The 21047-nt window shown below is 69.5% G+C and carries 14 protein-coding genes and 4 pseudogenes; 8 read left to right on the top strand and 10 right to left on the bottom strand.

Annotated features, from left to right (window positions below; translation table 11 throughout):
* The first annotated feature begins 174 nt into the window (after positions 1–174).
* The 3 genes and pseudogenes from ACEXOX_RS24895 to ACEXOX_RS24885 all read left to right on the top strand — a co-directional run bounded on the left by ACEXOX_RS24895 (position 175) and on the right by ACEXOX_RS24885 (position 6793).
* Positions 175–2543 (top strand): annotated as a pseudogene (locus ACEXOX_RS24895) (DUF6049 family protein).
* 46 nt (positions 2544–2589) lie between these two features.
* Positions 2590–4965, top strand: coding sequence for a murein biosynthesis integral membrane protein MurJ (murJ, locus tag ACEXOX_RS24890; RefSeq protein WP_406523362.1), 2376 nt, complete (start codon positions 2590–2592; stop codon positions 4963–4965).
* Between the two features lie 107 nt (positions 4966–5072).
* Positions 5073–6793, top strand: a pseudogene (locus ACEXOX_RS24885) (protein kinase family protein).
* Between the two features lie 265 nt (positions 6794–7058).
* Here ACEXOX_RS24885 and ACEXOX_RS24880 read toward each other — a convergent pair.
* Positions 7059–7484: a hypothetical protein gene (locus tag ACEXOX_RS24880; protein ID WP_030017073.1), complete on the bottom strand. Its 426-nt coding sequence runs from the start codon at positions 7482–7484 to the stop codon at positions 7059–7061.
* Between the two features lie 259 nt (positions 7485–7743).
* On the opposite strand from ACEXOX_RS24880, the gene sigM reads away from it, so the two are divergent.
* From sigM to trxA, 4 genes are all read left to right on the top strand, one after another.
* A complete protein-coding gene (gene sigM, locus ACEXOX_RS24875) occupies positions 7744–8481 on the top strand; it encodes an RNA polymerase sigma factor SigM (protein WP_275127640.1) in 738 nt (245 codons plus the stop codon).
* Entirely contained in the window at positions 8478–9410 is a 933-nt protein-coding gene (locus ACEXOX_RS24870; protein ID WP_406523361.1) for an anti-sigma factor family protein, read from the top strand. The genes sigM and ACEXOX_RS24870 overlap by 4 nt, the downstream gene beginning before the upstream one ends.
* 117 nt (positions 9411–9527) lie before the next feature.
* Positions 9528–10502 (top strand): thioredoxin-disulfide reductase, encoded by a 975-nt coding sequence (trxB, locus tag ACEXOX_RS24865; RefSeq protein WP_406523360.1) that lies wholly within the window; start codon positions 9528–9530, stop codon positions 10500–10502.
* A 50-nt stretch (positions 10503–10552) separates the two neighbouring features.
* Positions 10553–10879 carry a thioredoxin gene (trxA, locus tag ACEXOX_RS24860; protein WP_030017069.1) on the top strand — a complete coding sequence of 109 codons (327 nt, stop codon included), beginning with the start codon at positions 10553–10555 and terminating at the stop codon, positions 10877–10879.
* A gap of 80 nt (positions 10880–10959) precedes the next feature.
* Here trxA and ACEXOX_RS24855 read toward each other — a convergent pair whose 3' ends face one another.
* The 9 genes and pseudogenes from ACEXOX_RS24855 to rpmH all read right to left on the bottom strand — a co-directional run bounded on the left by ACEXOX_RS24855 (position 10960) and on the right by rpmH (position 17761).
* Positions 10960–11577: a GNAT family N-acetyltransferase gene (locus tag ACEXOX_RS24855; RefSeq protein WP_125055287.1), complete on the bottom strand. Its 618-nt coding sequence runs from the start codon at positions 11575–11577 to the stop codon at positions 10960–10962.
* Positions 11578–11884: 307 nt separating this feature from the next.
* Positions 11885–12984: pseudogene (locus tag ACEXOX_RS24850) on the bottom strand (ParB/RepB/Spo0J family partition protein).
* Complete coding sequence (locus ACEXOX_RS24845) at positions 12981–14057, bottom strand: AAA family ATPase (protein ID WP_406523358.1); 1077 nt, start codon at positions 14055–14057, stop codon at positions 12981–12983. Before ACEXOX_RS24845 ends, ACEXOX_RS24850 begins: the two are co-directional and overlap by 4 nt.
* Before the next feature lie 254 nt (positions 14058–14311).
* On the bottom strand, positions 14312–15037 hold the full coding sequence (gene rsmG, locus ACEXOX_RS24840) for a 16S rRNA (guanine(527)-N(7))-methyltransferase RsmG (protein WP_030017065.1): 726 nt from the start codon (positions 15035–15037) through the stop codon (positions 14312–14314).
* 104 nt (positions 15038–15141) lie between these two features.
* A complete protein-coding gene (locus ACEXOX_RS24835) occupies positions 15142–15675 on the bottom strand; it encodes a protein jag (RefSeq protein WP_406523356.1) in 534 nt (177 codons plus the stop codon).
* Positions 15676–15689: 14 nt separating this feature from the next.
* A complete protein-coding gene (gene yidC, locus ACEXOX_RS24830) occupies positions 15690–16889 on the bottom strand; it encodes a membrane protein insertase YidC (RefSeq protein WP_406523354.1) in 1200 nt (399 codons plus the stop codon).
* 3 nt (positions 16890–16892) lie between these two features.
* A complete protein-coding gene (gene yidD / locus ACEXOX_RS24825) occupies positions 16893–17210 on the bottom strand; it encodes a membrane protein insertion efficiency factor YidD (protein WP_406523353.1) in 318 nt (105 codons plus the stop codon).
* A 34-nt stretch (positions 17211–17244) separates the two neighbouring features.
* Positions 17245–17602, bottom strand: a pseudogene (gene rnpA / locus ACEXOX_RS24820) (ribonuclease P protein component); the annotation flags it as partial.
* A 21-nt stretch (positions 17603–17623) separates the two neighbouring features.
* Positions 17624–17761, bottom strand: a complete 138-nt coding sequence (gene rpmH, locus ACEXOX_RS24815; RefSeq protein ID WP_003949374.1) for a 50S ribosomal protein L34 — start codon at positions 17759–17761, stop codon at positions 17624–17626.
* Positions 17762–18119: 358 nt separating this feature from the next.
* Here rpmH and dnaA point away from each other — a divergent pair, with 358 nt between their 5' ends.
* Complete coding sequence (dnaA, locus tag ACEXOX_RS24810; RefSeq protein WP_406523352.1) at positions 18120–20081, top strand: chromosomal replication initiator protein DnaA; 1962 nt, start codon at positions 18120–18122, stop codon at positions 20079–20081.
* The last annotated feature ends 966 nt before the right edge of the window (positions 20082–21047 follow it).

Raw genomic sequence — 21047 nt, 5'->3', positions numbered from 1 at the left:
CCTGTCGCCCGCCTCGCCGGGCATCCCCGGGAAAAGGGGACAAGGTCCGCCGACCGCCCGGCCATCGGGCGATCTTGTGGAGCAGTCCCCAGCACTTCGGCACAGCAGGTCTCGTTACCATGCGTGGACGCACATTCCGACGACCACTGACGACGACGAGGGACGGGCGAACGCGTGGCCGAGGCGGCAGGGTTCCAGGGGAGTGAACGGCCGCGCCGTCGGTGGTTGCGCCGGGCCGCGGCACTGATCGCCGGAGTGCCTTTGCTGGCGGCGACGGCGCAGTTCACGGCCGCACCCGAAGCCCGTGCCGCCGGTCCGCGCACCGTCGACGTCTCCATCGACGCGCTCACGCCCACCGTGCCGAAGAAGGACGACACCCTCACCGTCTCCGGCACGCTCACCAACCGCAGCGACGCACCGATCACCGACGCTCACGTCGGCCTGCGGCGGGGCCAGGCCCTCACCAGCCGCAGCGCCATCGACACGGCCGCCAAGCGCACCGGCTTCTCGTCCGGCGCGGACGGCGAGGAGATCAAGAACCGCACGCAGAAGATCGACAAGCTGGCCCCGGGCGTCAGCCGCACCTTCACCCTCCAGGTCCCGGTCAAGGACCTCGGCCTCGGGGGCGACGGTGTCTACCAGCTCGGTGTCTCCCTGTCCGGCCGCTCCGGTGACTCCTCGTACGAGCAGGTGCTCGGTGTCCAGCGCACGTTCCTGCCCTGGCAGACCTCCGACGTGGCGAAGAAGTCCCAGCTCACCTACCTGTGGCCGCTGATCTCCTCGACACACCTCACCGCGGAGACCGACGCGAACGCGGAGCAGACCCCCGTCTTCCGCAACGACAACCTGGCCGCGGAGATCGCTCCCGGCGGGCGGCTCCAGCAGCTCGTGGCGCTCGGCAAGGACCTCCCCGTCACCCTCGTCATCGACCCGGACGTGCTCGCCTCCGTCGAGGCGATGAGCAGGACCTACAAGGTCGAAGGCCCGAACGGCCCCACGGCGGGCAAGAATCAGGCCGTCGCCAAGCAGTGGCTGGCCCAGGTGGAGGAGGCCGCCAAGACCCACGAGGTCGTCGCCCTCCCCTTCGCCGACCCCGACCTGGCCTCCCTCGCCCACCGCGGCAAGGAGGTCCCCAGCGCCCTGGGCCACCTCGGCCCCGCCACGACGCTGGCCGCCACGGCCGTGGAGACCATCCTGGGCGTCAAGCCCCGTACCGACTTCGCCTGGCCCGCGGAAGGCGCTGTCGACTCCTCGATCATCGATGTGGCCACCTCCGGCGGCGCGCACAACATCATCGCCCGCAGCGACAGCCTCCAGGAGAACGACCTCTCCTACAGTCCGACGGCGGCCCGCCCCATCGGCGGCGGAAACACCGCTATCGTCTCGGACGCCCGGCTGTCCACCGCCTTCGAGGGCGACCTGTCCAAGGCCGAGAACTCCACCCTCGCGGTCCAGGAGTTCCTCGCCCAGAGCCTGATGGTCAACGGCCAGGAGCCCGAGCGGCAGCGCAACATCGTCGTCGCCCCGCAGCGCACACCGTCGGTCAGCCAGGCCCAGGCCATGGCCGCCGGCGTGAAGAGCCTGGTGCCCGGCCGCTGGGCCGAACCGCTGAACCTGGCGGGCGCCGCCAAGGCCACGCCGGATCCCGACGCCAACCGCGTCGTGCCCCCCGATCCGCGTATCCGGCCTCGCTGCGCAAGCAGGAACTGCCGACCGCGGCCTTCGAGGAGATCCAGGAGACCCAGAGCACGCTGGACGACTTCGAGCCCGTCCTGTCCCAGCCCCGCCGCGTGGTGACGCCGTTCGGCAACGCCATCATGCGGGAGATGTCGACCGAGTGGCGGGGCGACGACGCGGGCGCCGCGGTCTTCCGCAGCTCCGTACGCACCTACCTCGACGGCCTGACGAAGAACGTGCAGCTGATCCAGAAGTCGGACGCGACGCTCTCCGGGCGCAGCGCGACCATTCCGGTGACGGTGCAGAACAACCTGGTGCAGGGCGTCAAGGATCTGACGCTGGAACTGTCGTCCTCGCAGCCCAACCGCCTCGACACGGGTGAGCCGCAGGAGATCACGGTCGACGGTGGCCACAGCCAGTCGTTCAAGTTCGACACGACGGCGAACGCCAACGGTCCCGTGCAGGTGACGGCGCAGCTCTACACCTCCGAGGGCAAGCCGTACGGCCTGCCGATGACCTTCCATGTCAACGTCACCGAGATCACTTCGACGATCATGCTCGTGATCGCCGGCGGTGTGCTGCTGCTCGTCCTCGCCGGAGTGCGCATCTACCTCCAGCGCAAGCGTGCCGGGTCCCGGCACGGCGAGGAAGGGACCGACGGCGGCGGGGGCACCGACGGGACCGACGGGGGCGAGGGGTCCGGCGGGGCCGGCGGCGAGGGGGCCGACGGTGGCAGCGGGAACAGCGGCGGAACGGCCGACGGCGGTACGGACGGTGACGGGCCGGTGCAGCCGGGTGACCCCGGGCCGGACACCGGTTCGGGAAGCACGGGCCCGTCCGGATCAGGTGAGAAAGTGGACCGTTGACAGATGGCGGGGCCGGATGGCCGGCGACGGATGAGGTGGGGCAGCGATGAATGCGCCGTACGACGGTGACCGCGGCAGGGGTGCGCGCGGCACTCCTGCGGGTCAGGGACCGCCGACGCCTCAGGGGCAGCCGCCCCAGGACCCGTACGTGCAGGACGCGTACGCCAACGACCCGTACCGGTCGCAGGACCCCACGACCCAGGACCCGGTGAACGACGTCCTCTACGACCGCTCGGCCCACCCCCCGCCGGCTTCCGGCCAGGCCCCGCACCCGCTCTACCAGCAGCCGCCTGCCCCGCAGCACACCCCGGACCCCCAGGTGTGGGCCCCGCCCCCGCCTCCCGAGCCCCAGGGCCCGACCCGGCACCTGCCGTACGGTGACGACGCCGCCACGCAGTTCGTGGGGGTGGACGACCTCATCACGCAGGCCGCCGACGAGCGCCCCGGGCAGGACGCCTTCGCGCACCTGTACCGGGACCAGCAGCAACCGTACGAGCCGCAGCGCCCGCAGGAGCCCCAGCGTCCGTACGAGCCTCAGAGCCCCTATGAGCAGCAGCGCCCGCAGGAGGCGCAGCAGCAGCCGTATGGTCAGCAGCCCCCGTACGGACAGCAGCGCCCTCAGGAAACGCAGCAGCCCTACGGACAGCAGCAGCCTTACGGCCAGCAGCGCCCGTACAAGCCGCAGCAGCCGATGGCGCCGCAGGCGGACCCTCTCGCGCAGACCGCCGCCGTGCCGGAGCAGCCGCCTGCCCCGGTGCCCGCGCCGGAGCCCGCCAAGCGCTCCGGCGGACGCGCGTCCAGCCTGCTGAAGTCCAGCGCCGTCATGGCCGCGGGCACGCTGGTCTCCCGCATCCTCGGCTTCGTCCGCAACCTCGTCATCGCCGCGGCGATCGGCGTCGGCACCCTCAACGACTCGTACCAGGTCGCCAACACCCTGCCGACGATGATCTACATCCTGGTCGGCGGCGGTGCCCTGAACGCCGTCTTCATCCCGCAGCTGGTGCGGGCCATGAAGAACGACGAGGACGGCGGCGAGGCGTACGCCAACCGGCTCCTGACCCTGGTCACCGTACTGATGGCCGGTGTCACCACGGTCTGTGTGCTGGCGGCGCCGCTTTTCATCAGCATGATGTCGCCGAAGATCGCCTCGGACCCCGAGCAGATGGACGTCGCGGTCGCCTTCGCCCGCTACTGCCTGCCGACCATGTTCTTCATGGGCGTGCACGTCGTGCTGGGACAGATCCTCAACGCCCGCGGCCGGTTCGGCGCGATGATGTGGACCCCGGTCCTCAACAACATCATCGTGATCGCCACCTTCGGCGCGTTCATCTGGGTCTTCGGCAGCTTCTCGCACAGCGGCGTGGGCGCGGGCAACGTCTCAGCCGACGCGGTACGGCTGCTGGGCATCGGCACCCTGCTCGGGCTGACCGTGCAGGCGCTCGCGATGTTCCCCTACCTCCGGGACGCCGGTTTCCGGCTCCGTCCCCGCTTCGACTGGCGTGGACACGGGCTCGGCAAGGCCGCCCGGCTCGCCAAGTGGACCTTCTTCTTCGTCCTCGCCAACCAGCTCGGCCTGATCGTGGTGACCCAGATCGCCACCTGGGCCGGTTCGGTGGCCGAGAGCGAAGGCCACTCCGGCACCGGCATCACCGCCTACAACTACGCGTTGCAGCTCTGGCAGATGCCGCAGGCCATCATCACCGTCTCGGTCATGACCGCCGTCCTGCCCCGCATCTCCCGGGCCGCCCACGACGGGGACGTCACCGCCGTCCGCGACGACATCTCCTACGGGCTGCGGACCTCGGCGGTGGCCATCGTGCCGTGTGCCTTCGCGTTCGTGGCGCTCGGTGTGCCGATGGCGACGCTGATGTTCTCCAGCGCCGGCACCGGCGCCACCAACATCGGTTACGTGATCATGGCGTTCGGCCTGGGCCTGATCCCGTACTCCGCGCAGTACGTCATCCTGCGGGGTTTCTACGCCTACGAGGACACCCGCACGCCGTTCTTCAACACGGTGATCGTCGCCGTCGTCAACGCGGCGGCCTCCGGGCTGTGCTTCCTCCTCCTGCCGGCCCGCTGGGTCGTGGTCGGCCTCGCGGCCTCCTATGGCCTGGGGTACGCCGTCGGCGTCGGCGTGGCCTGGCGGCGTCTGCGCACTCGGCTGGGCGGCGACCTGGACGGATCGCACGTCATTCGTACGTACGCCCGTCTCGCCGGCGCCTGTGTGCCCGCCGCCCTGGTCGGCGGCGCGGCCGCATACGGAATCACCCTGGCGCTCGGCAGCGGCGTGACCGGTTCGCTGGCCGCCTTGGCCGGTGGCGGTGTCACACTGATCGCCGTCTTCTTCCTCGCCGCGAAACGGATGCGGGTCGAGGAGATGAACGCCATGGTCGGCATGGTGCGCGCCAAGCTGGGGCGCTGAGCGGGCACAACCATCGACCGCAACCGTGTGTCGTGCATAGTGGCGGACTGTGGGCACAATTGTCTTGGCTCGTAGAGCCTGCAACGGATGGGGAGGCAGGAACGACGGTGGCGGAACGGAGCACGGCTGCCGTCGACGTGGCCGACACGAGCGGTGACGAACCGCTGACCGCCCAGGCGGGACAGGCCACGGACGACGGTGCGGAGGCCGAGAGCGTAACCGGCACGGACCAGGACACCGCACGCACCGGCGAAGAGCCTGCCGCGGTGGCCGACACCAAGCCGCCCGAACTGCACAGCGGTCACAAGCTCGCCAGACGCTACCGCCTGGAGGAGTGCGTCACCCGTCTGGACGGATTCAGCAGCTGGCGTGCGGTCGACGAGAAACTGCGCCGTGCCGTCGGCGTACACATCCTGCCCGCGGACCACCCGCGTGCCCGCCCCGTGCTGTCCGCCGCGCGCTCCGCCGCGCTGCTCGGCGACCCCCGCTTCGTGCAGGTCCTCGACGCCGTCGAGGAGAACGACCTCGTCTACGTCGTGCACGAGTGGCTGCCGGACGCCACGGAACTGTCCGCGGTGCTCGCGAGCGGCCCGCTGGAACCGCATGACGCCTACCAGCTCGTCAGCCAGGTCTCCCAGGCCATGGCCGCCGCCCACCGGGAAGGGCTGGCCCACCTCAGGCTCAACCCCAGCTCCGTGCTGCGGACCGAGTCCGGGCAGTACCGCATCCGCGGCCTGGCCGTGATGGCCGCGCTGCGCGGCATCAGCAGCGAGCACCCGCAGCGCACCGACACCGAGGCGATCGGCGCGCTGCTGTACGCCGCCCTCACCCAGCGCTGGCCGTACGAGAGCGACGCGTACGGCCTGTCGGGGCTGCCCAAGGACGTCGGCATGATCCCGCCGGACCAGGTACGGGCCGGAGTGCACCGCGGCCTGTCCGAGCTGGCCATGCGGGCGCTGGTCAACGACGGTGCCACCGCCTCCCGCCAGGAGCCGGCCTGCACGACTCCGGAGGAACTGGCGAAGGCCGTCACGGCCATACCGCGCATCCGCCCGCCGGAGACGTCCTTCACCGCGCCGCCGCCCTACCAGCGCACCGCTTTCCAGCAGGGCTCGTACGGGCAGCCCCCGTCGCGCAACGGCGGGGCGCCGGCCCGGGCCGCAGCGGTGCCCGCTCCGCCGCCACCGCTGCAGAGCCGCACCGGCCGGGCACTGAAGTGGTGCGTGTCCGGACTGCTGATCGCGGCACTGGGGCTCGGGAGCTGGCAGCTGGCGGACACCCTCATCAAGGGCGAAGGCCAGGAGAGCCAGGAGAACACCCAGCCCGAGAGCGGCAAGCAGCAGAAGCCCGCACCGAAGCCGATCAAGATCGACAGCGCTACGGAGTTCTCCCCCGCTCCAGCAAGCCCGTCGGCGGGGACCGGACCCCGGCGTCGAACGCCGTGGACGGGGACCCGGGCACCGCCTGGGTGACCGGGCTGTTCAAGGGCTGGGCGAACTTCGGCAACCTCCCGTACCGCGCGGACGGCAGCGGTCTGGTCGTCGACCTCGGCAGCGTCCAGGACGTCTCCGAGGTGCAGGCCAGCATGTACCGGGCGGGGCAGACGGCCGAGGTGCTCGCCGCCGATCCCGAGGCGTCCGACCCGACGACGCTCGACGCGTTCACGCAGCGCCTCTCGAAGCTGGAGAAGGCCGGCTCCTCGCTGTCCGCGAAGGTGGACAAGCCCGTCAAGACGCGTTACGTCCTGGTCCACATCACCGAGTTGCCCAGCGACGAGGCGGAGGACGGCTACCGGGGCGGCATCTCGGAGATCAAGGTCAGCGGCTGACCTCTTCGGGCACCCTTCGCGGGGCGCTCGAAGGGCTCGTCCCGGCCCCCGCTCCTGCGGGATCCGGCCAATTCATGAAGACAGGGCACGTGCTGCATCGGCAGCACGTGCCCTGTTTTTTTGCGGAGCGGCGGGTGACTTCCGGCTCGAATTCCGGCAATTACCCGTGAATCCGGCTGCTGTCACCGGGGCAGGCCGGTGAGCAAACCGGGGCTCCGGCCGTCGCATCGGCCGGGGCCCCGGAAAAACGGAACCTACTTACCCTTCAGTTCCACTTGGTGCAATACACCTGATTGTTGCCGAAGTACCCACAGGCCCGCACCGAGTACCCGGGGCCGTCGTTCTGGAGGTTGTTGTTCGCGATCGATGCCGTATCGCCCGGGTCGAGGGTCACCTCGCGCTTCTGCACCAATTCCTTCCAGGTCTTTCCGCCGTCGCGGGAGACGTCCATCCAGAGCGCCCCCTCGCTGTCGCTCCCGTTCGACGTCATGCTGGCCATCGTCCAGTCGTGACCGTCCGTGCAGCGGTAGACGAGGAGCTTGACCGTGGCGTGCCCGCCGTAGGTCTTCACCGACAGCGTCTTGCGGTAGCTACAGCTGCCCTTGGAGTACGCGGACGCCGAACCCGGCATCGCCCCCACGGCGATGACCGAGGCCACCACGACCAGCAGAAGGCGCTTGAGGTTTTTCATACAGAAATTCCTTGAATCTGTGTCGACAGACGAGAAGCGGCCGGCCGGTCCGTTCCACAGCGGCCGATTCCAGCGGTCAGGTTTTGTGCAGCATCTTGATCGTTCCAGTCGTCACCGCGACTCGGCAACTTTCGCATTCCGCACTTTTATGCCGGTGAAGTGATGGCGTGCTCGGCACCGAACAGTGCGCGGCGCCCACGGTGGCCGAGCCTGTCCCCCCATCTGACCGGCGTTTACTTTCGCAGCCCGGCGGGCTTCAATGGAGCCACCTATCCGCTACCCGCCGCGAGCAGGGGGACATGTGGGGCCTGAGACGGGCGGCTCTGACGTGGTGAGCGACGCCGACCTCCTCGCGCGCCACGTGGCCGGCGACCCCGAAGCCTTCGGCGAGATAGTCCGGCGTCACCGTGACCGGCTCTGGGCGGTGGCGCTGCGCACCCTCGGTGACCGGGAAGAAGCGGCGGACGCCGTGCAGGACGCCCTCGTCTCGGCCTACCGGGCCGCTCATACCTTCCGCGGCCAGTCGGCCGTCACGACCTGGCTGCACCGCATCACGGTCAATGCCTGCCTGGACCGGGCGCGCAAGGCGGCCTCCCGCCGTACGTCTCCGGTCGCCGAGACGGAGCGACTGGAGCAACTGCTGGAACCGCACGAGTCCGCCGCCGTGCCGGCCGAGCGGCAGGACCTTTACCGGGAACTGCTCGGCGCGTTGCGCACGCTGCCCGAAGAACAACGTGCGGCGCTGGTCCTCGTTGACATGCAGGGATATCCGGTGGCCGAGGCCGCCGCGATCCTCGACGTCCCCACGGGGACGGTGAAGAGCCGCTGTGCGCGGGGCCGGGCCCGGCTTCTTCCGATGCTCACCCATCTGCGCCCGGGTGAAGGGGATAACAGACCCGTCAGCGGGGGAAGGAACCGGGCGCAGGGGACATCCGTCCCAGAGGCGGCAGGGCCGAAGGACACAGATGCCGTGAAGGGCGGAGGTGGGCGCTCGTGACTTCGACGACCAACACGGACGAGCACCCGGAGGTCTCCGAGATCTCCGCGCTCACGGACGGGCTGCTCTCCCCGTCCCGCACCGCGGACCTACGGGATCACCTCGCGTGCTGTGAGCTGTGCGAGGACGTCCACGCTTCCCTGGAGGAGATCCGCGGCCTGCTGGGCACCCTTCCGGGACCCACGCGGATGCCGACCGACGTGGCGGAGCGTATCGACGCGGCGCTGGCGGCCGAGGCGCTGCTCGACTCCACCGCTCCGGATCAGGAGTCGGCCGTGCGGGAAGTCCCGGCAGCTGTGACCGTTCCTGTTTCACGTGAAACCGACAGCGCTCCCCCCACCGCTCCTCCCTTGTCCGTCACCCGGCCCGCAGGGCATCCGCGGGCGGCTTCCGGCCCTGGGCGCCGAGCGGCCGGTGCCCGGCCCCGGGGCCGGCGGTGGCCGAGGGCACTGCTCGGCGCGGCGGCCGCCGCGGCGGTCATCGGCGTCGGCGGGATCGTCATCCAGGACGCGACCACCGGCAGCGGCCAGGGGACGGCACAGGAGTCGCATACCGAGGCCGCGAAGAAGAGCGCGGGGGGCCCGTCCGGGCTGACGTCCGCCACCCTGGAGTCACGGGTCCACGACCTGCTGGCCTCGTCGCACACCAAGAAGACGCCGGACGTCGGCACGCAGAGTTCCCCCGACACACCGCTGCGGGGTGCGACGGACACCGTGCCGTCCTGCGTCCAGCGCGGCACGGGGCGGCCGGAGACTCCCCTGGCGTCCACGCACAGCACCTATGAGGGCCAGGACGCGTATCTCCTGGTGCTGCCGCACCCGACCGACGCCGACCGCGTCTCCGCCTACGTCGTCTCCGCCTCCTGCGTCTCCGCGTCTCCGCCGGCTCCCGGCAAGGTGCTGCTGGCCCACTCGTACCGGCGAGCCTGAACCGGCGGCAAGGGCGCCGGGGCTCCGCGGGAATGCTTGCCCCGTAGGATCCGTTGGGTGGGGTGAGAGTTCACCGAGAGCCCCAGCAAGCAGTCGGCAGAGACAAGGAAGACACCCGTGAGCGACGTCCGTAACGTGATCATCATCGGCTCCGGGCCCGCGGGCTACACCGCCGCGCTCTACACCGCCCGTGCCTCCCTGAAGCCGCTGGTTTTCGAGGGCGCCGTCACCGCCGGTGGCGCGCTGATGAACACCACCGAGGTGGAGAACTTCCCCGGGTTCCGCGACGGCATCATGGGCCCCGACCTGATGGACAACATGCGTGCCCAGGCCGAGCGCTTCGGCGCCGAGCTGGTCCCGGACGACGTGGTCTCGGTCGACCTGACCGGTGAGGTCAAGACCGTCACCGACACCGCCGGCACCGTCCACCGCGCCAAGGCCGTGATCGTCACCACCGGCTCCCAGCACCGCAAGCTGGGCCTGCCCCGTGAGGACGAGCTCTCGGGCCGCGGCGTCTCGTGGTGCGCCACCTGCGACGGGTTCTTCTTCAAGGACCAGGACATCGCCGTGGTCGGCGGCGGCGACACCGCGATGGAGGAGGCCACCTTCCTCTCCCGCTTCGCCAAGTCGGTCACGATCATCCACCGCCGTGACACGCTGCGGGCCAGCAAGGCGATGCAGGAGCGCGCCTTCGCCGACCCGAAGATCAGCTTCGTCTGGGACAGCGAGGTCGCCGAGCTGCACGGCGAGAACAAGCTCTCCGGCCTGACGCTGCGCAACCTGAAGACCGGCGAGACCTCGGAGTCCCCGGTGACCGGCCTGTTCATCGCGATCGGCCACGACCCGCGCACCGAGCTGTTCAAGGGCCAGCTGGAGCTGGACGACGAGGGCTACCTCCAGGTGGAGGCCCCGAGCACCCGTACGAACATCACGGGTGTCTTCGCCGCCGGCGACGTCGTCGACCACACCTACCGCCAGGCGATCACGGCGGCCGGTACCGGCTGCTCCGCGGCCCTGGACGCCGAGCGGCACCTCGCCGCGCTCTCGGACAGCGAGGACGTCCCGGAGCCGGAGAAGACCGCCTCCGCCTGACTCCGCCCCTGACGCCCCCGAGCCCCATTCCACCCAGTAAGGAGACTGCCATGGCCGGTGCCACGGTGACCGTGACGGACGCCAACTTCGAAGAGGTCGTTCTCAAGAGCGACAAGCCCGTACTCGTGGACTTCTGGGCCACCTGGTGCGGCCCGTGCCGCCAGATCGCCCCGTCGCTGGAGGCCATCGCCGCCGAGCACGACGAGATCGTCATCGCGAAGCTGAACACCGACGAGAACCCGACCACCACCGCCAAGTACGGCGTCATGTCGATTCCGACGATGAACGTCTACCAGGGCGGCGAGGTCGTGAAGACCATCGTCGGCGCCAAGCCGAAGGCGATGCTGGAGCGCGAGCTGGGCGACTTCCTCGCCTGATCGCACTCCGCGACCCGCACGAACGCGAACGGGCCCGCCCCTCCGGGGGCGGGCCCGTTCGCGTTCGTAGCGGCCCGTTTCTAGAGCGGGCGCAGAGCCGGTTCCTTCTGCACCGCTCCCAGGAGACGGTCCAGGGCCATCTCCACGTCTTCCTTCCACGAGATCGTGGTGCGCAGTTCCAGCCTCAGGCGGGGGAAGCGGGGATGCGGGCGGACCGTCTTGAAGCCGACGGCCAGGAGGTGGTCGGCGGGGAGCACGCACGCGGGCTCCGACCACCGGGCGTCGCCGAACGCCTCGACCGCCTTGAAGCCGCGGCGAATGAGGTCCTTGGCCACCGTCTGCACCATCACCCGGCCCAGCCCCTGCCCCTGGTAACCGGGCGTCAGCCAGGCCGTGAGGAGCTGTACGGCGTCGGGGGACACCGGGCTCGTGGGAAAGGCCGTGGAGCGCGGCACGTACGCGGGCGGGGCGTACAGCACGAAACCGACCGGGACGTCGTCGACATGGACCACACGGCCGCAGGAGCCCCACTCCAGGAGGACGGCCGAGATCCAGGCTTCCTTCTCCAGCTCGGGCCGGCCCGCTCTTACCGCGGCTTCACCGCTGACGGGGTCGAGTTCCCAGAAGACGCAGGAGCGGCAGCGTTTGGGGAGGTCCGGAAGGTTGTCCAGCGTGAGCGGTACGAGCCGACGGCCCATGAAGACAGGTCCTCGCTTCCCTCACCCGCCGCACCGCGCGATGCCGTCCGCACGTCCCGCTCTCTGAGCAGGCCACCGACGAAACCACCGACTGCTCCCAGGCCGAAGCCCGCTGCCAGCAGTCCGGTGCGGCTCACCGTTCGCATGGCTTACTCCTTGTTGTGGGGGTTTCCCCGTGGATGTGCGCCATACCCGATCGCATCGTATCCACGGTCCGCGTGTGCGGGTACCGCCACACAGCAAAGGGCGGGCCGTGTTCCACAATCCGCTGGGAACACGGCCCGCCCTCCGGGCCGGAGAACTCGGCTCAGTCCTCGTCGCCGTTCTCCTCGGCGAGGCTCTTGTCGAGCACCCGGCCTTCGCCGGGGGCCAGGGTGCCGAGGATGCGCTCCAGGTCTTCTATCGAGGCGAACTCGACGACGATCTTGCCCTTCTTCTGCCCGAGGTCGACCTTCACCCGGGTCTCGAAGCGGTCGGACAGCCGCGAGGCGAGACCGGTCAGGGCGGGGAGACCCGGCCGCCGGCCCGTGGCTTCTTCGCCTTGGTGGTACCGGCGGGCCCGGAGCCCATCAGCCGCACGATCTCCTCGACCGAACGCACCGAGAGTCCCTCGCGGACGATGCGGCGCGCCAGCTCCTCCTGCTCGTCCCCGTCGTCCACGCCCAGCAGGGCACGTGCGTGGCCTGCGGAGAGCACCCCGGACGCGACCCTGAACTGCACGGACGTCGGGAGCTTCAGCAGCCGCAGGGTGTTGGAGACCTGCGAGCGCGACCGGCCGATACGGTCGGCCAGCTCGTCGTGGGTGCAGCTGAAGTCCCGCAGCAGCTGGTCGTAGGCCGCGGCCTCTTCCAGCGGGTTCAGCTGGGCCCGGTGAAGGTTCTCCAGCAGTGCGTCCAGCAGCAGCTTCTCGTCGTCGGTCGCGCGGACGATCGCCGGGATCCGCTCCAGGCCGGCCTCGCGGCAGGCCCGCCAGCGTCGCTCGCCCATGATGAGCTCGTACCGCTGGGGACCGGTCTGCCGGACAACCACCGGCTGGAGGAGACCGACCTCCTGGATGGAAGTGACCAGCTCGGCGAGTGCCTCCTCTTCGAAGACCTCACGCGGCTGCCGCGGGTTGGGCGTGATCGCATCGAGCGGCAGCTCGGCGAAATGCGCCCCTGCGACCTCCCCCGTCACGTCTGCCACCGCTTCAGGCTTGGCCGGCTCGTCCGTTTCACGTGAAACGGTCCTGGCCGCGATCGAGGTGACCTTGGCCGCCGCCACCCCGCGATCCGGCGGCATCGTCGGCACCGCGGACGGCGATGTCGCTCCCCGGCCCACCACGGGCGCGGCGTTCTCCGCTGCCTGCGGTGCCGCGGGGATCAGCGCACCGAGCCCGCGGCCCAGTCCTCTACGTCGTTCGCTCACTGATTCCCCTCCGACATGCTGTGCTGTGGTTCGTAGTTCACGGTGAGGCCCTCGGTGCCGGTACCGGCCTGGGCGACTCCCCGCAAGGCGATCTCCCGGGCCGCTTCCAGGTAGGAGAGCGAACCGCTGGATCCCGGGTCGTAGGTGAGGACCGTCTGCCCGTAGCTGGGCGCCTCGGAGATACGCACCGAACGGGGGATGCTGGTGCGCAGCACCTCGCTGCCGAAGTGGTTACGCACCTCCTCCGCGACCTGGGAGGCCAGCCGGGTACGGCCGTCGTACATGGTGAGCAGGATCGTCGACACGTGGAGCTTGGGGTTGAGGTGCCCGCGCACCAGGTCGACGTTGCGCAGCAACTGGCCGAGCCCTTCCAGCGCGTAGTACTCGCACTGGATCGGGATCAGCACCTCGGCACCCGCGACCAGCGCGTTGACGGTCAGCAGACCGAGTGAAGGCGGGCAGTCGATGAGGATGTAGTCCAGCGGCTGTTCGTAGGCCTTGATGGCCCGGTCCAGCCGGCTTTCCCGCGCCACCAGCGAGACCAGTTCGATCTCGGCGCCGGCCAGGTCGATCGTGGCCGGCGCGCAGAACAGCCCCTCCACGTCGGGCACCGGGACCACGACGTCGGCCAGCGGCTTGCTCTCCACCAGCACGTCGTAGATGGAGGGGACTTCGGCGTGATGGTCGATGCCCAGGGCCGTGGAGGCGTTGCCCTGCGGGTCCAGGTCGACGACCAGGACCCGGGCACCGTGCAGAGCCAGTGAGGCAGCAAGGTTGACCGTGGTGGTGGTCTTGCCGACCCCGCCCTTCTGGTTGGCGACCACCATGACCCGGGTGTTCTCGGGACGGGGCAGGGCTTCTCCGGTGCGGCCTAGCGTCTGAACCGCCAGCTGAGCTGCACGACCGATCGGGGTGTCGTCCATGGGGGACGGCGTTTCACGTGAAACGTCATCCCCGAGCGACTCGCTACGGGGACCGGGGACCGGGTCGGTCATCGGGCCCGCGATGTTGGCGTCGGACCGCAAGGATTCACTCTCCTCGACATCAGGCTCGCAGTGCTCAGAGCCTGCCATGCTTTCGGTGTCGTGAACCAGTGAGGTCCGCTCTCCTGTGGATGAACCCACCTCTGTGGATACTTCCGTGACCCGTGGGGGTGTCCGGTCACGCGGCGCGGCAGCCGCGCGACCACGGCTGATGATTCCATGCAGCAGAGAACGACGTTTCACGTGAAACACGATGCCAGCGTTGCGTCCGTTTTGTACGCGACACTCCGCTTTATGCCGTTTTGTTAGTTTCGCTGGGGCAGTCAGCTGGGCCAACGCCCCGCTCAGCGGCGCCGCCCCCGCTGTGCCCGGCTGGGCCTGGCCGCCTTCGCGCGCTTGGCCGCGAACCGCACACCGCCCGGGCTTTCGCCGACCTCGACACGGACCACGGTCGACAACGGATCCACGACCCCCTCGCCGACCTGCACGACCGAGGTCTCCACGACACCGAGCTTGCTCAGCGCGGCACGGGCCCCCTTCAGCTCTTCCTCGGCGGTGTCTCCCTTGAGCGCCAGCATCTCGCCGTAGGGACGCAGCAGCGGAACACCCCAGCCCGCCAGCCGGTCGAGCGGCGCCACCGCGCGCGCGGTCACCACGTGCACCTGCGGAAGCTTGCCCATGACCTCCTCCGCACGGCCGCGCACCACCGTGACGTGGTCCAGCCCGAGCAGCTCGACCACCTCCAGCAGGAAGTTCGTCCGCCGCAGCAGCGGCTCCAGCAGCGTGATCTTGAGGTCCGGCCGCACCAGGGCCAGCGGAATGCCCGGCAGACCCGCACCCGAGCCGACATCACAGACGGTGACGCCCTCGGGCACCACCTCGGAGAGCACCGCGCAGTTCAGCAGGTGCCGCTCCCACAGCCGCGGCACCTCACGCGGACCGATCAGACCTCTGCGTACGCCCGCGTCGGCGAGCAGCTCGCCGTAGCGCACGGCCTCCGGAAAAAGCTCACCGAACACCTCACGCGCCACATCCGGCGCCGGTGGGAGCTCCGCTGCTGCGTCCGTCACGGGAAACGCCCTTCCTCTGGACTGTTTTATAAGGCTGACAAGATGTGGCCCCGCCTGCGAGACAGACGGGGCCGGTGACATCAAGGCTGTGCGGGCTCTGGCCGTCAGGCCGGAAGGACCACCACACAACGCTGGGGCTCTTCGCCCTCGGACTCGCTGCGCAGCCCCGCGGCCGCCACCGCGTCGTGCACGACCTTGCGCTCGAAGGGGGTCATCGCCTTCAGCTTCACCGGCTCGCCGGTGCCCTTGGCCTCCTCCGCCGCCTTGGCGCCCAGCTCCGCGAGTTCCTCGCGCTTCTGGGCCCGGTACCCGGCGACGTCCAGCATCAGGCGGCTGCGGTCGCCGGTCTCCCGGTGCACCGCGAGCCGGGTCAGCTCCTGGAGCGCCTCCAGCACCTCACCGTCCCGGCCCACCAGCTTCTGCAGGTCACGGCTGGTCGAGTCGCTGATGATCGACACAGCGGCGCGGTCGGCCTCGACGTCCATGTCGATGTCGCCGTCGAGGTCGGCGATGTCCAGCAGACCCTCGAGGTAGTCGGCCGCGATCTCACCCTCCTGCTCCAGGCGGGTGAGGGTGTCGGTCCCCTCGGCGGCCGGGGTCCCCCCTGTCGACGACGAGGGGCGGGTCGTGTCCGTCACGGAAGGACTCCTTCTTACTTCTTGGACGGGTGCTTGGGCCGCTGCTGGCCCTTGCGCTGTCCGGACTTGGCGTTACGGGAGCCGGAGGCGGAGGAACCGCCCTTCGGCTTGCTGTCCTGAGGTGCCTGCTTCTCCAGCGACTGCTTCTTCGAAGCGTCCGCGCCGGAGGCGTCGGAAGCGCTGGAGCCGGCCCCCGCACGGGTGCGCCGCTGCGCACCGGCACCACCGGCGGGCTTGCTGCCGCCGGCCTGCTTGGCGCCGCCGGTGGTGGTGGGCTGGGTCTGACGCCGGGACTTGCTCTGCCGCTTGGGCTGCTGCCGGTTCTGGCGCGCCTCCTCGGCGACCTTCTTGGCCTCGACCTCGGCCGGGTCCTCCTTGAGCTTGCCCTTGGCGCGCAGACGCTGCTGACGCTCCTCGAAGGCCTTGCTGCCCGGGGTGGGGTTCCGGCGGATGACGAACATCTGCTGACCCATGGTCCAGACGTTGGTGGTCAGCCAGTACAGGAGAACGCCGACAGGGAAGCCGGGGAAGCCGATACCGAAGACGGCGAACATGACCGGGAAGACGTACATCAGCATCTTCTGCTGCTGCATGAACGGCGTCTTCACCGTCAGGTCGACGTTCTTGGTCATCAGCTGGCGCTGCGTGTAGAACTGCGACGCCGACATCAGAACGATCATGATGACGGTGACCACGCGGACGTCGGTGACCGACGCCCCCAGAGACTGGATCTTCTCCGGGGTGTCCAGGAACTTCGCGGCCAGCGGCGCGCCGAAGATGTGCGCCTTCTGGGCGCTCTCCAGCAGCGACTGGTTGATGACACCGACGGTCTGGTTGTTCGCGATGTGGCTGAGGACCTGGTACAGCGAGATGAAGAACGGCGACTGCGCCAGGATCGGCAGGCAGCTGGAGAGCGGGTTGGTGCCCGTCTCCTTGTACAGCTTCATCATCTCTTCGGACTGACGCTGCTTGTCGCTCTTGTAGCGCTCCTGGATCGCCTTCATCTTCGGCTGGAGCGCCTGCATGTTCCGCGTCGACTTGATCTGCTTCACGAAGAGCGGGATCAGGCAGATACGGATCAGCACCACCAGCGAGACGATGGACAGACCCCACGCCGCGCCACTGTTCTCGTCGAAGATGAGGCTGTAGAACGAGTGGAACTGGACGATGATCCAGGAAACTGCGTAATAGAGAGGACTGAGGATCGTGTCCACGAATCAGGCTCCTTGGGCGGTGGGCTGAGTCTCAGGCTGTGCGGCAGGCTCAGGGACGGCGGACCCGCCCAGGCGGCTTCTCAGCCGCTGATGCCAGACCGGACGCTTCCGGGGTGGTACGTGGTCGACGCCACCGGGCGACCACGGGTTGCAACGCAGGATGCGCCAAGCCGTCAGCGCGGTCCCTTTCACCGCGCCGTGCCGGTCGATGGCCGTATAGCCATAGTGGGAGCACGACGGGTAGTACCGGCAGACCGGCCCCAGCAGAGGGCTGATGGTCCACTGGTACAGCTTGATCAACAGCAGCAGCGGGTACTTCACCGCGGCTCCCTCCCCTGACCTCGGGTGGGGGAACTCCATCCAGCAGCCGCTGCAGCGCGGTGTCCAGGTCACGGGCCAGCTGATCATGGTCCGCGTCGCCCGCGCCGGGCAGCGCCCGTACGACAACCAGGCTACCGGCGGGCAGCCGGTCCAGCCGGTCGCGCACGAGGTGGCGCAGCCGGCGCTTGACCTTGTTGCGGACCACGGCACCGCCGATGGCCTTGCTCACGACGAAACCCGCACGCGCCGGGGAGGGCTCTCCCCGCTGCGTGCGGGTCCGTTGCACCGCTGCGTAGATGGACGACGAGGAGCGGGCGCCCGGCCCTGCGTCCCCGGCGTACCGCGGTCGCAAAGTCCTCGCGCCGCCTCAGCCGATGCTCGGTAGGCAGCACGTCATGGACCTAGCTCAGGGCTCAGGCCGACAGGCGGGCGCGACCCTTGCCACGGCGGGACGCGAGGATCGCGCGGCCGGCACGGGTACGCATCCGCAGGCGGAAGCCGTGGGTCTTGGCGCGACGACGGTTGTTCGGCTGGAAGGTGCGCTTGCTCACTCGGGGGCTCCAGAGATGCTTGGTGTCTCCGGGGAGACAGGTGTGGGGCGTCGATTGGCTGTCACCGTGCGCCCACGAGTAGCTCGCAACGCCCGAGTGCACCGCTACTTCGATCACTAGAGCGCGATCTTTGCCCATCGGAGGCAGGCGGCAGCAGCCATCGACAACTCGACCTGGTTACGGTACGCGCGGCGGCGTCATCCGGTCAAACCGGCCCTCGGCCGGGACACACTATGCACAGCCTGTGGACAACAACTTGAATCACCAGGGTCGCCCTGACTACCGTGGGTCAACTCCGATTCCTTCCCGCCCGTCCTGAGAATCACACATTCGTGGGACCAGTGAGAGAGCGTGCTCTGTGGCCGACGTACCTGCCGATCTTGCCGCAGTGTGGCCACGCGTACTTGATCACCTCCTACGCGCGGAGAGCGACAGCCTCAAGCCGAAGGACCAGGACTGGCTGAAGCGGACCCAGCCGCTGGCCCTGGTGGCCGACACGGCCCTGCTGGCCGTACCCAACGAGTTCGCCAAGGGTGTGCTGGAAGGCCGGCTCGCGCCGCTCATCGGTGAAGCACTGAGCCACGAGTGCGGCCGCCCGATCAGGATCGCGATCACCGTCGACGACTCCGCCGAGGAACCGCAGCCTCAGCAGCCGATGCAGCAGTCCCAGCCGTCTGCGCACATGCAGCAGCGGCACCAGTCCCAGCATCCCCAGCAGTCCCAGCAGCAAGGGGGACAACCGGGACAGCAGCACGATGCGTACGGCGGCTACGACAGCCGGCAGAGCGAGGGCTACGACAGCCGTCAGGGCTACGGCCACCAGGACGACGACCTGCCCCACGTACGTCCCGCGTACCCGGAGTACCAGCAGCACCAGCAGCCCCGGCACGAGCCCGGCGCCTGGCCGCAGCACTCCGGCAGGGGCGGCCAGACCGGCCCCGGCCCGCGCGAGGACTACGGATGGCAGCAGCAGCGCCTCGGCGGCTTCCCCGAACGCGACCCCTACGCGACGCCGCCGCCCGCACACCGACAGCAGCAGCACCAGCACCCTCAGCGGTCACAGAACGACTACCGTTCGCAGGCTCCCGAGCACTCCGGCCCGCCGCAGCACCAGCACTCCGAGGGCCACTCCCCGTACGAGCAGCAGCCGCCGCAGCGCCGTGACCTGTCCGAGCACCAGCCTCCCGCGCACATCCAGAACCCCGGCCCCGGCGGTCTGCCCGCGCCCAGCGGCGCCCCCGGCCCGCTCGCCGCGCAGCCCGCGCCCGCGACCGGCCCCGGTGAGCCGACCGCCCGGCTGAACCCCAAGTACCTCTTCGACACCTTCGTCATCGGCGCGTCCAACCGTTTCGCGCACGCCGCCGCGGTCGCCGTGGCCGAGGCGCCGGCCAAGGCGTACAACCCGCTGTTCATCTACGGGGAGTCCGGCCTCGGGAAGACGCACCTGCTGCACGCCATCGGGCACTACGCGCGGAGCCTCTACCCGGGCACCCGGGTGCGCTACGTGAGCTCGGAGGAGTTCACCAACGAGTTCATCAACTCCATCCGCGACGGCAAGGCGGACGCGTTCCGCAAGCGCTACCGCGACATGGACATCCTGCTCGTCGACGACATCCAGTTCCTGGCCAGCAAGGAGTCGACGCAGGAGGAGTTCTTCCACACCTTCAACACGCTGCACAACGCCAACAAGCAGATCGTGCTGTCCTCGGACCGGCCGCCCAAGCAGCTGGTCACCCTGGAGGACCGGCTGCGCAACCGCTTCGAGTGGGGACTGATCACCGACGTCCAGCCGCCGGAGCTGGAGACCCGGATCGCGATCCTGCGCAAGAAGGCGGTCCAGGAGCAGCTGAACGCGCCGCCGGAGGTGCTGGAGTTCATCGCCTCCCGTATCTCGCGCAACATCCGCGAACTGGAGGGGGCGCTGATCCGGGTCACCGCCTTCGCCTCCCTCAACCGCCAGCCGGTGGACCTGGGCCTGACGGAGATCGTCCTGAAGGACCTGATCCCCGGCGGCGAGGACGCGGCACCCGAGATCACCGCGACCGCCATCATGGCCGCGACCGCGGACTACTTCGGGCTGACCGTGGACGACCTGTGCGGATCGTCACGCAGCCGCGTGCTGGTGACGGCGCGACAGATCGCGATGTATCTGTGCCGTGAGCTGACGGATCTGTCGCTGCCGAAGATCGGGGCGCAGTTCGGCGGGCGGGACCATACGACGGTGATGCACGCCGACCGCAAGATCCGGGCCTTGATGGCCGAACGGCGTTCCATCTACAACCAGGTCACCGAGCTGACGAACCGCATCAAGAACGGCTGACGCGGCATCGGCCACCGGCCGGCCGGAGTTTCCAGGGCGCCCCGGGACGTGACCGCTCCCGGGGCGCCCTTCGTCGCTCGGTGGGCTCCGCGGACGTACGGCGGGCTTCCCGGCCCGTACACCCCGTACGCCCCGTGTGCCCCGCACCCCCCGTACCCGTGCGGCGCGGCTCCTCGGCTCCGCGGCTCCTACAGCGGGGGTCTCCGTCACGCTCAGCGGGCTTCTCCGCCCGGTACGGGACGCCCGGCCTCGCCGTACGGAGACCTCTCCGCCGCGCCCCGCAGCCCCTCCGAACCCGTCCCCCGGCCGTCTCGGCACCGCCCCGACCCCGTCCCGACCCTGTGGAAGGCCACCGCTCTGTTCGATTCCGCGTCAGGTCACGGCCGTACTCCACAGATTGGCCAAGATTCTTCCGTCCACATGCTGGGGACTGGGAAGTTATCCCGGTGGCATCCACAGGGAGACTGGTCGCAGCGGCATCTGCCGAGGTCAGCGCCGTGTGGATTTGTGACTAACGCTCATCCACAGGGTGTGGACAGAGGATTCGTCCACAGGGGGCCGTCCGCGTTGTCCACTGCCCGCCCACAGGTGGCCCGCGCTTGTCCCCAACTTCTCCACACCCCTGTCCACTGTTCGGCAAGGCGACACCCGCGCTCACCGGGCCGAGTGAAAGGCGTCACACCAAGGTGCCGGATTGGGCTGTGGGGAACCGGGGTAAAGCTGGGGACAGGACTGGGGAGAAGTAGGGCTTCCCTGTGCATCGGGTGTGCATGAAGAGCGGCGATCCACAGACACGGCCGGTTGTCCACGGCTGCCGCCCACAGGACCGGTGGACAAAAAACCGTGTTGACCTGCGCAAATTCAGTTGTCCACGGTTTCCACAGGCCCTACTACTACGACCACAGATAGCTACCGGGGAACTCGTTTCGAAACGGGTCCTGTGCACAACTTGGGGATCGGTCGTCC

Source organism: Streptomyces sp. Ac-502 (assembly GCF_045222935.1).
GTDB classification, from domain to species: domain Bacteria; phylum Actinomycetota; class Actinomycetes; order Streptomycetales; family Streptomycetaceae; genus Streptomyces; species Streptomyces monomycini.
This window is presented reverse-complemented; position numbering and strand designations above follow the sequence as displayed.

Excerpts from the sequence above, each read along its gene's own strand:
- murJ (WP_406523362.1), top strand. The coding sequence starts at position 2,590 with ATGAATGCGCCGTACGACGGTGACCGCGGCAGGGGTGCGCGCGGCACT.
- ACEXOX_RS24880 (WP_030017073.1), bottom strand. The coding sequence starts at position 7,484 with ATGAAAAACCTCAAGCGCCTTCTGCTGGTCGTGGTGGCCTCGGTCATC.
- sigM (WP_275127640.1), top strand. The coding sequence starts at position 7,744 with ATGGAGCCACCTATCCGCTACCCGCCGCGAGCAGGGGGACATGTGGGG.
- trxA (WP_030017069.1), top strand. The coding sequence starts at position 10,553 with ATGGCCGGTGCCACGGTGACCGTGACGGACGCCAACTTCGAAGAGGTC.
- ACEXOX_RS24855 (WP_125055287.1), bottom strand. The coding sequence starts at position 11,577 with ATGGGCCGTCGGCTCGTACCGCTCACGCTGGACAACCTTCCGGACCTC.
- ACEXOX_RS24845 (WP_406523358.1), bottom strand. The coding sequence starts at position 14,057 with ATGGCAGGCTCTGAGCACTGCGAGCCTGATGTCGAGGAGAGTGAATCC.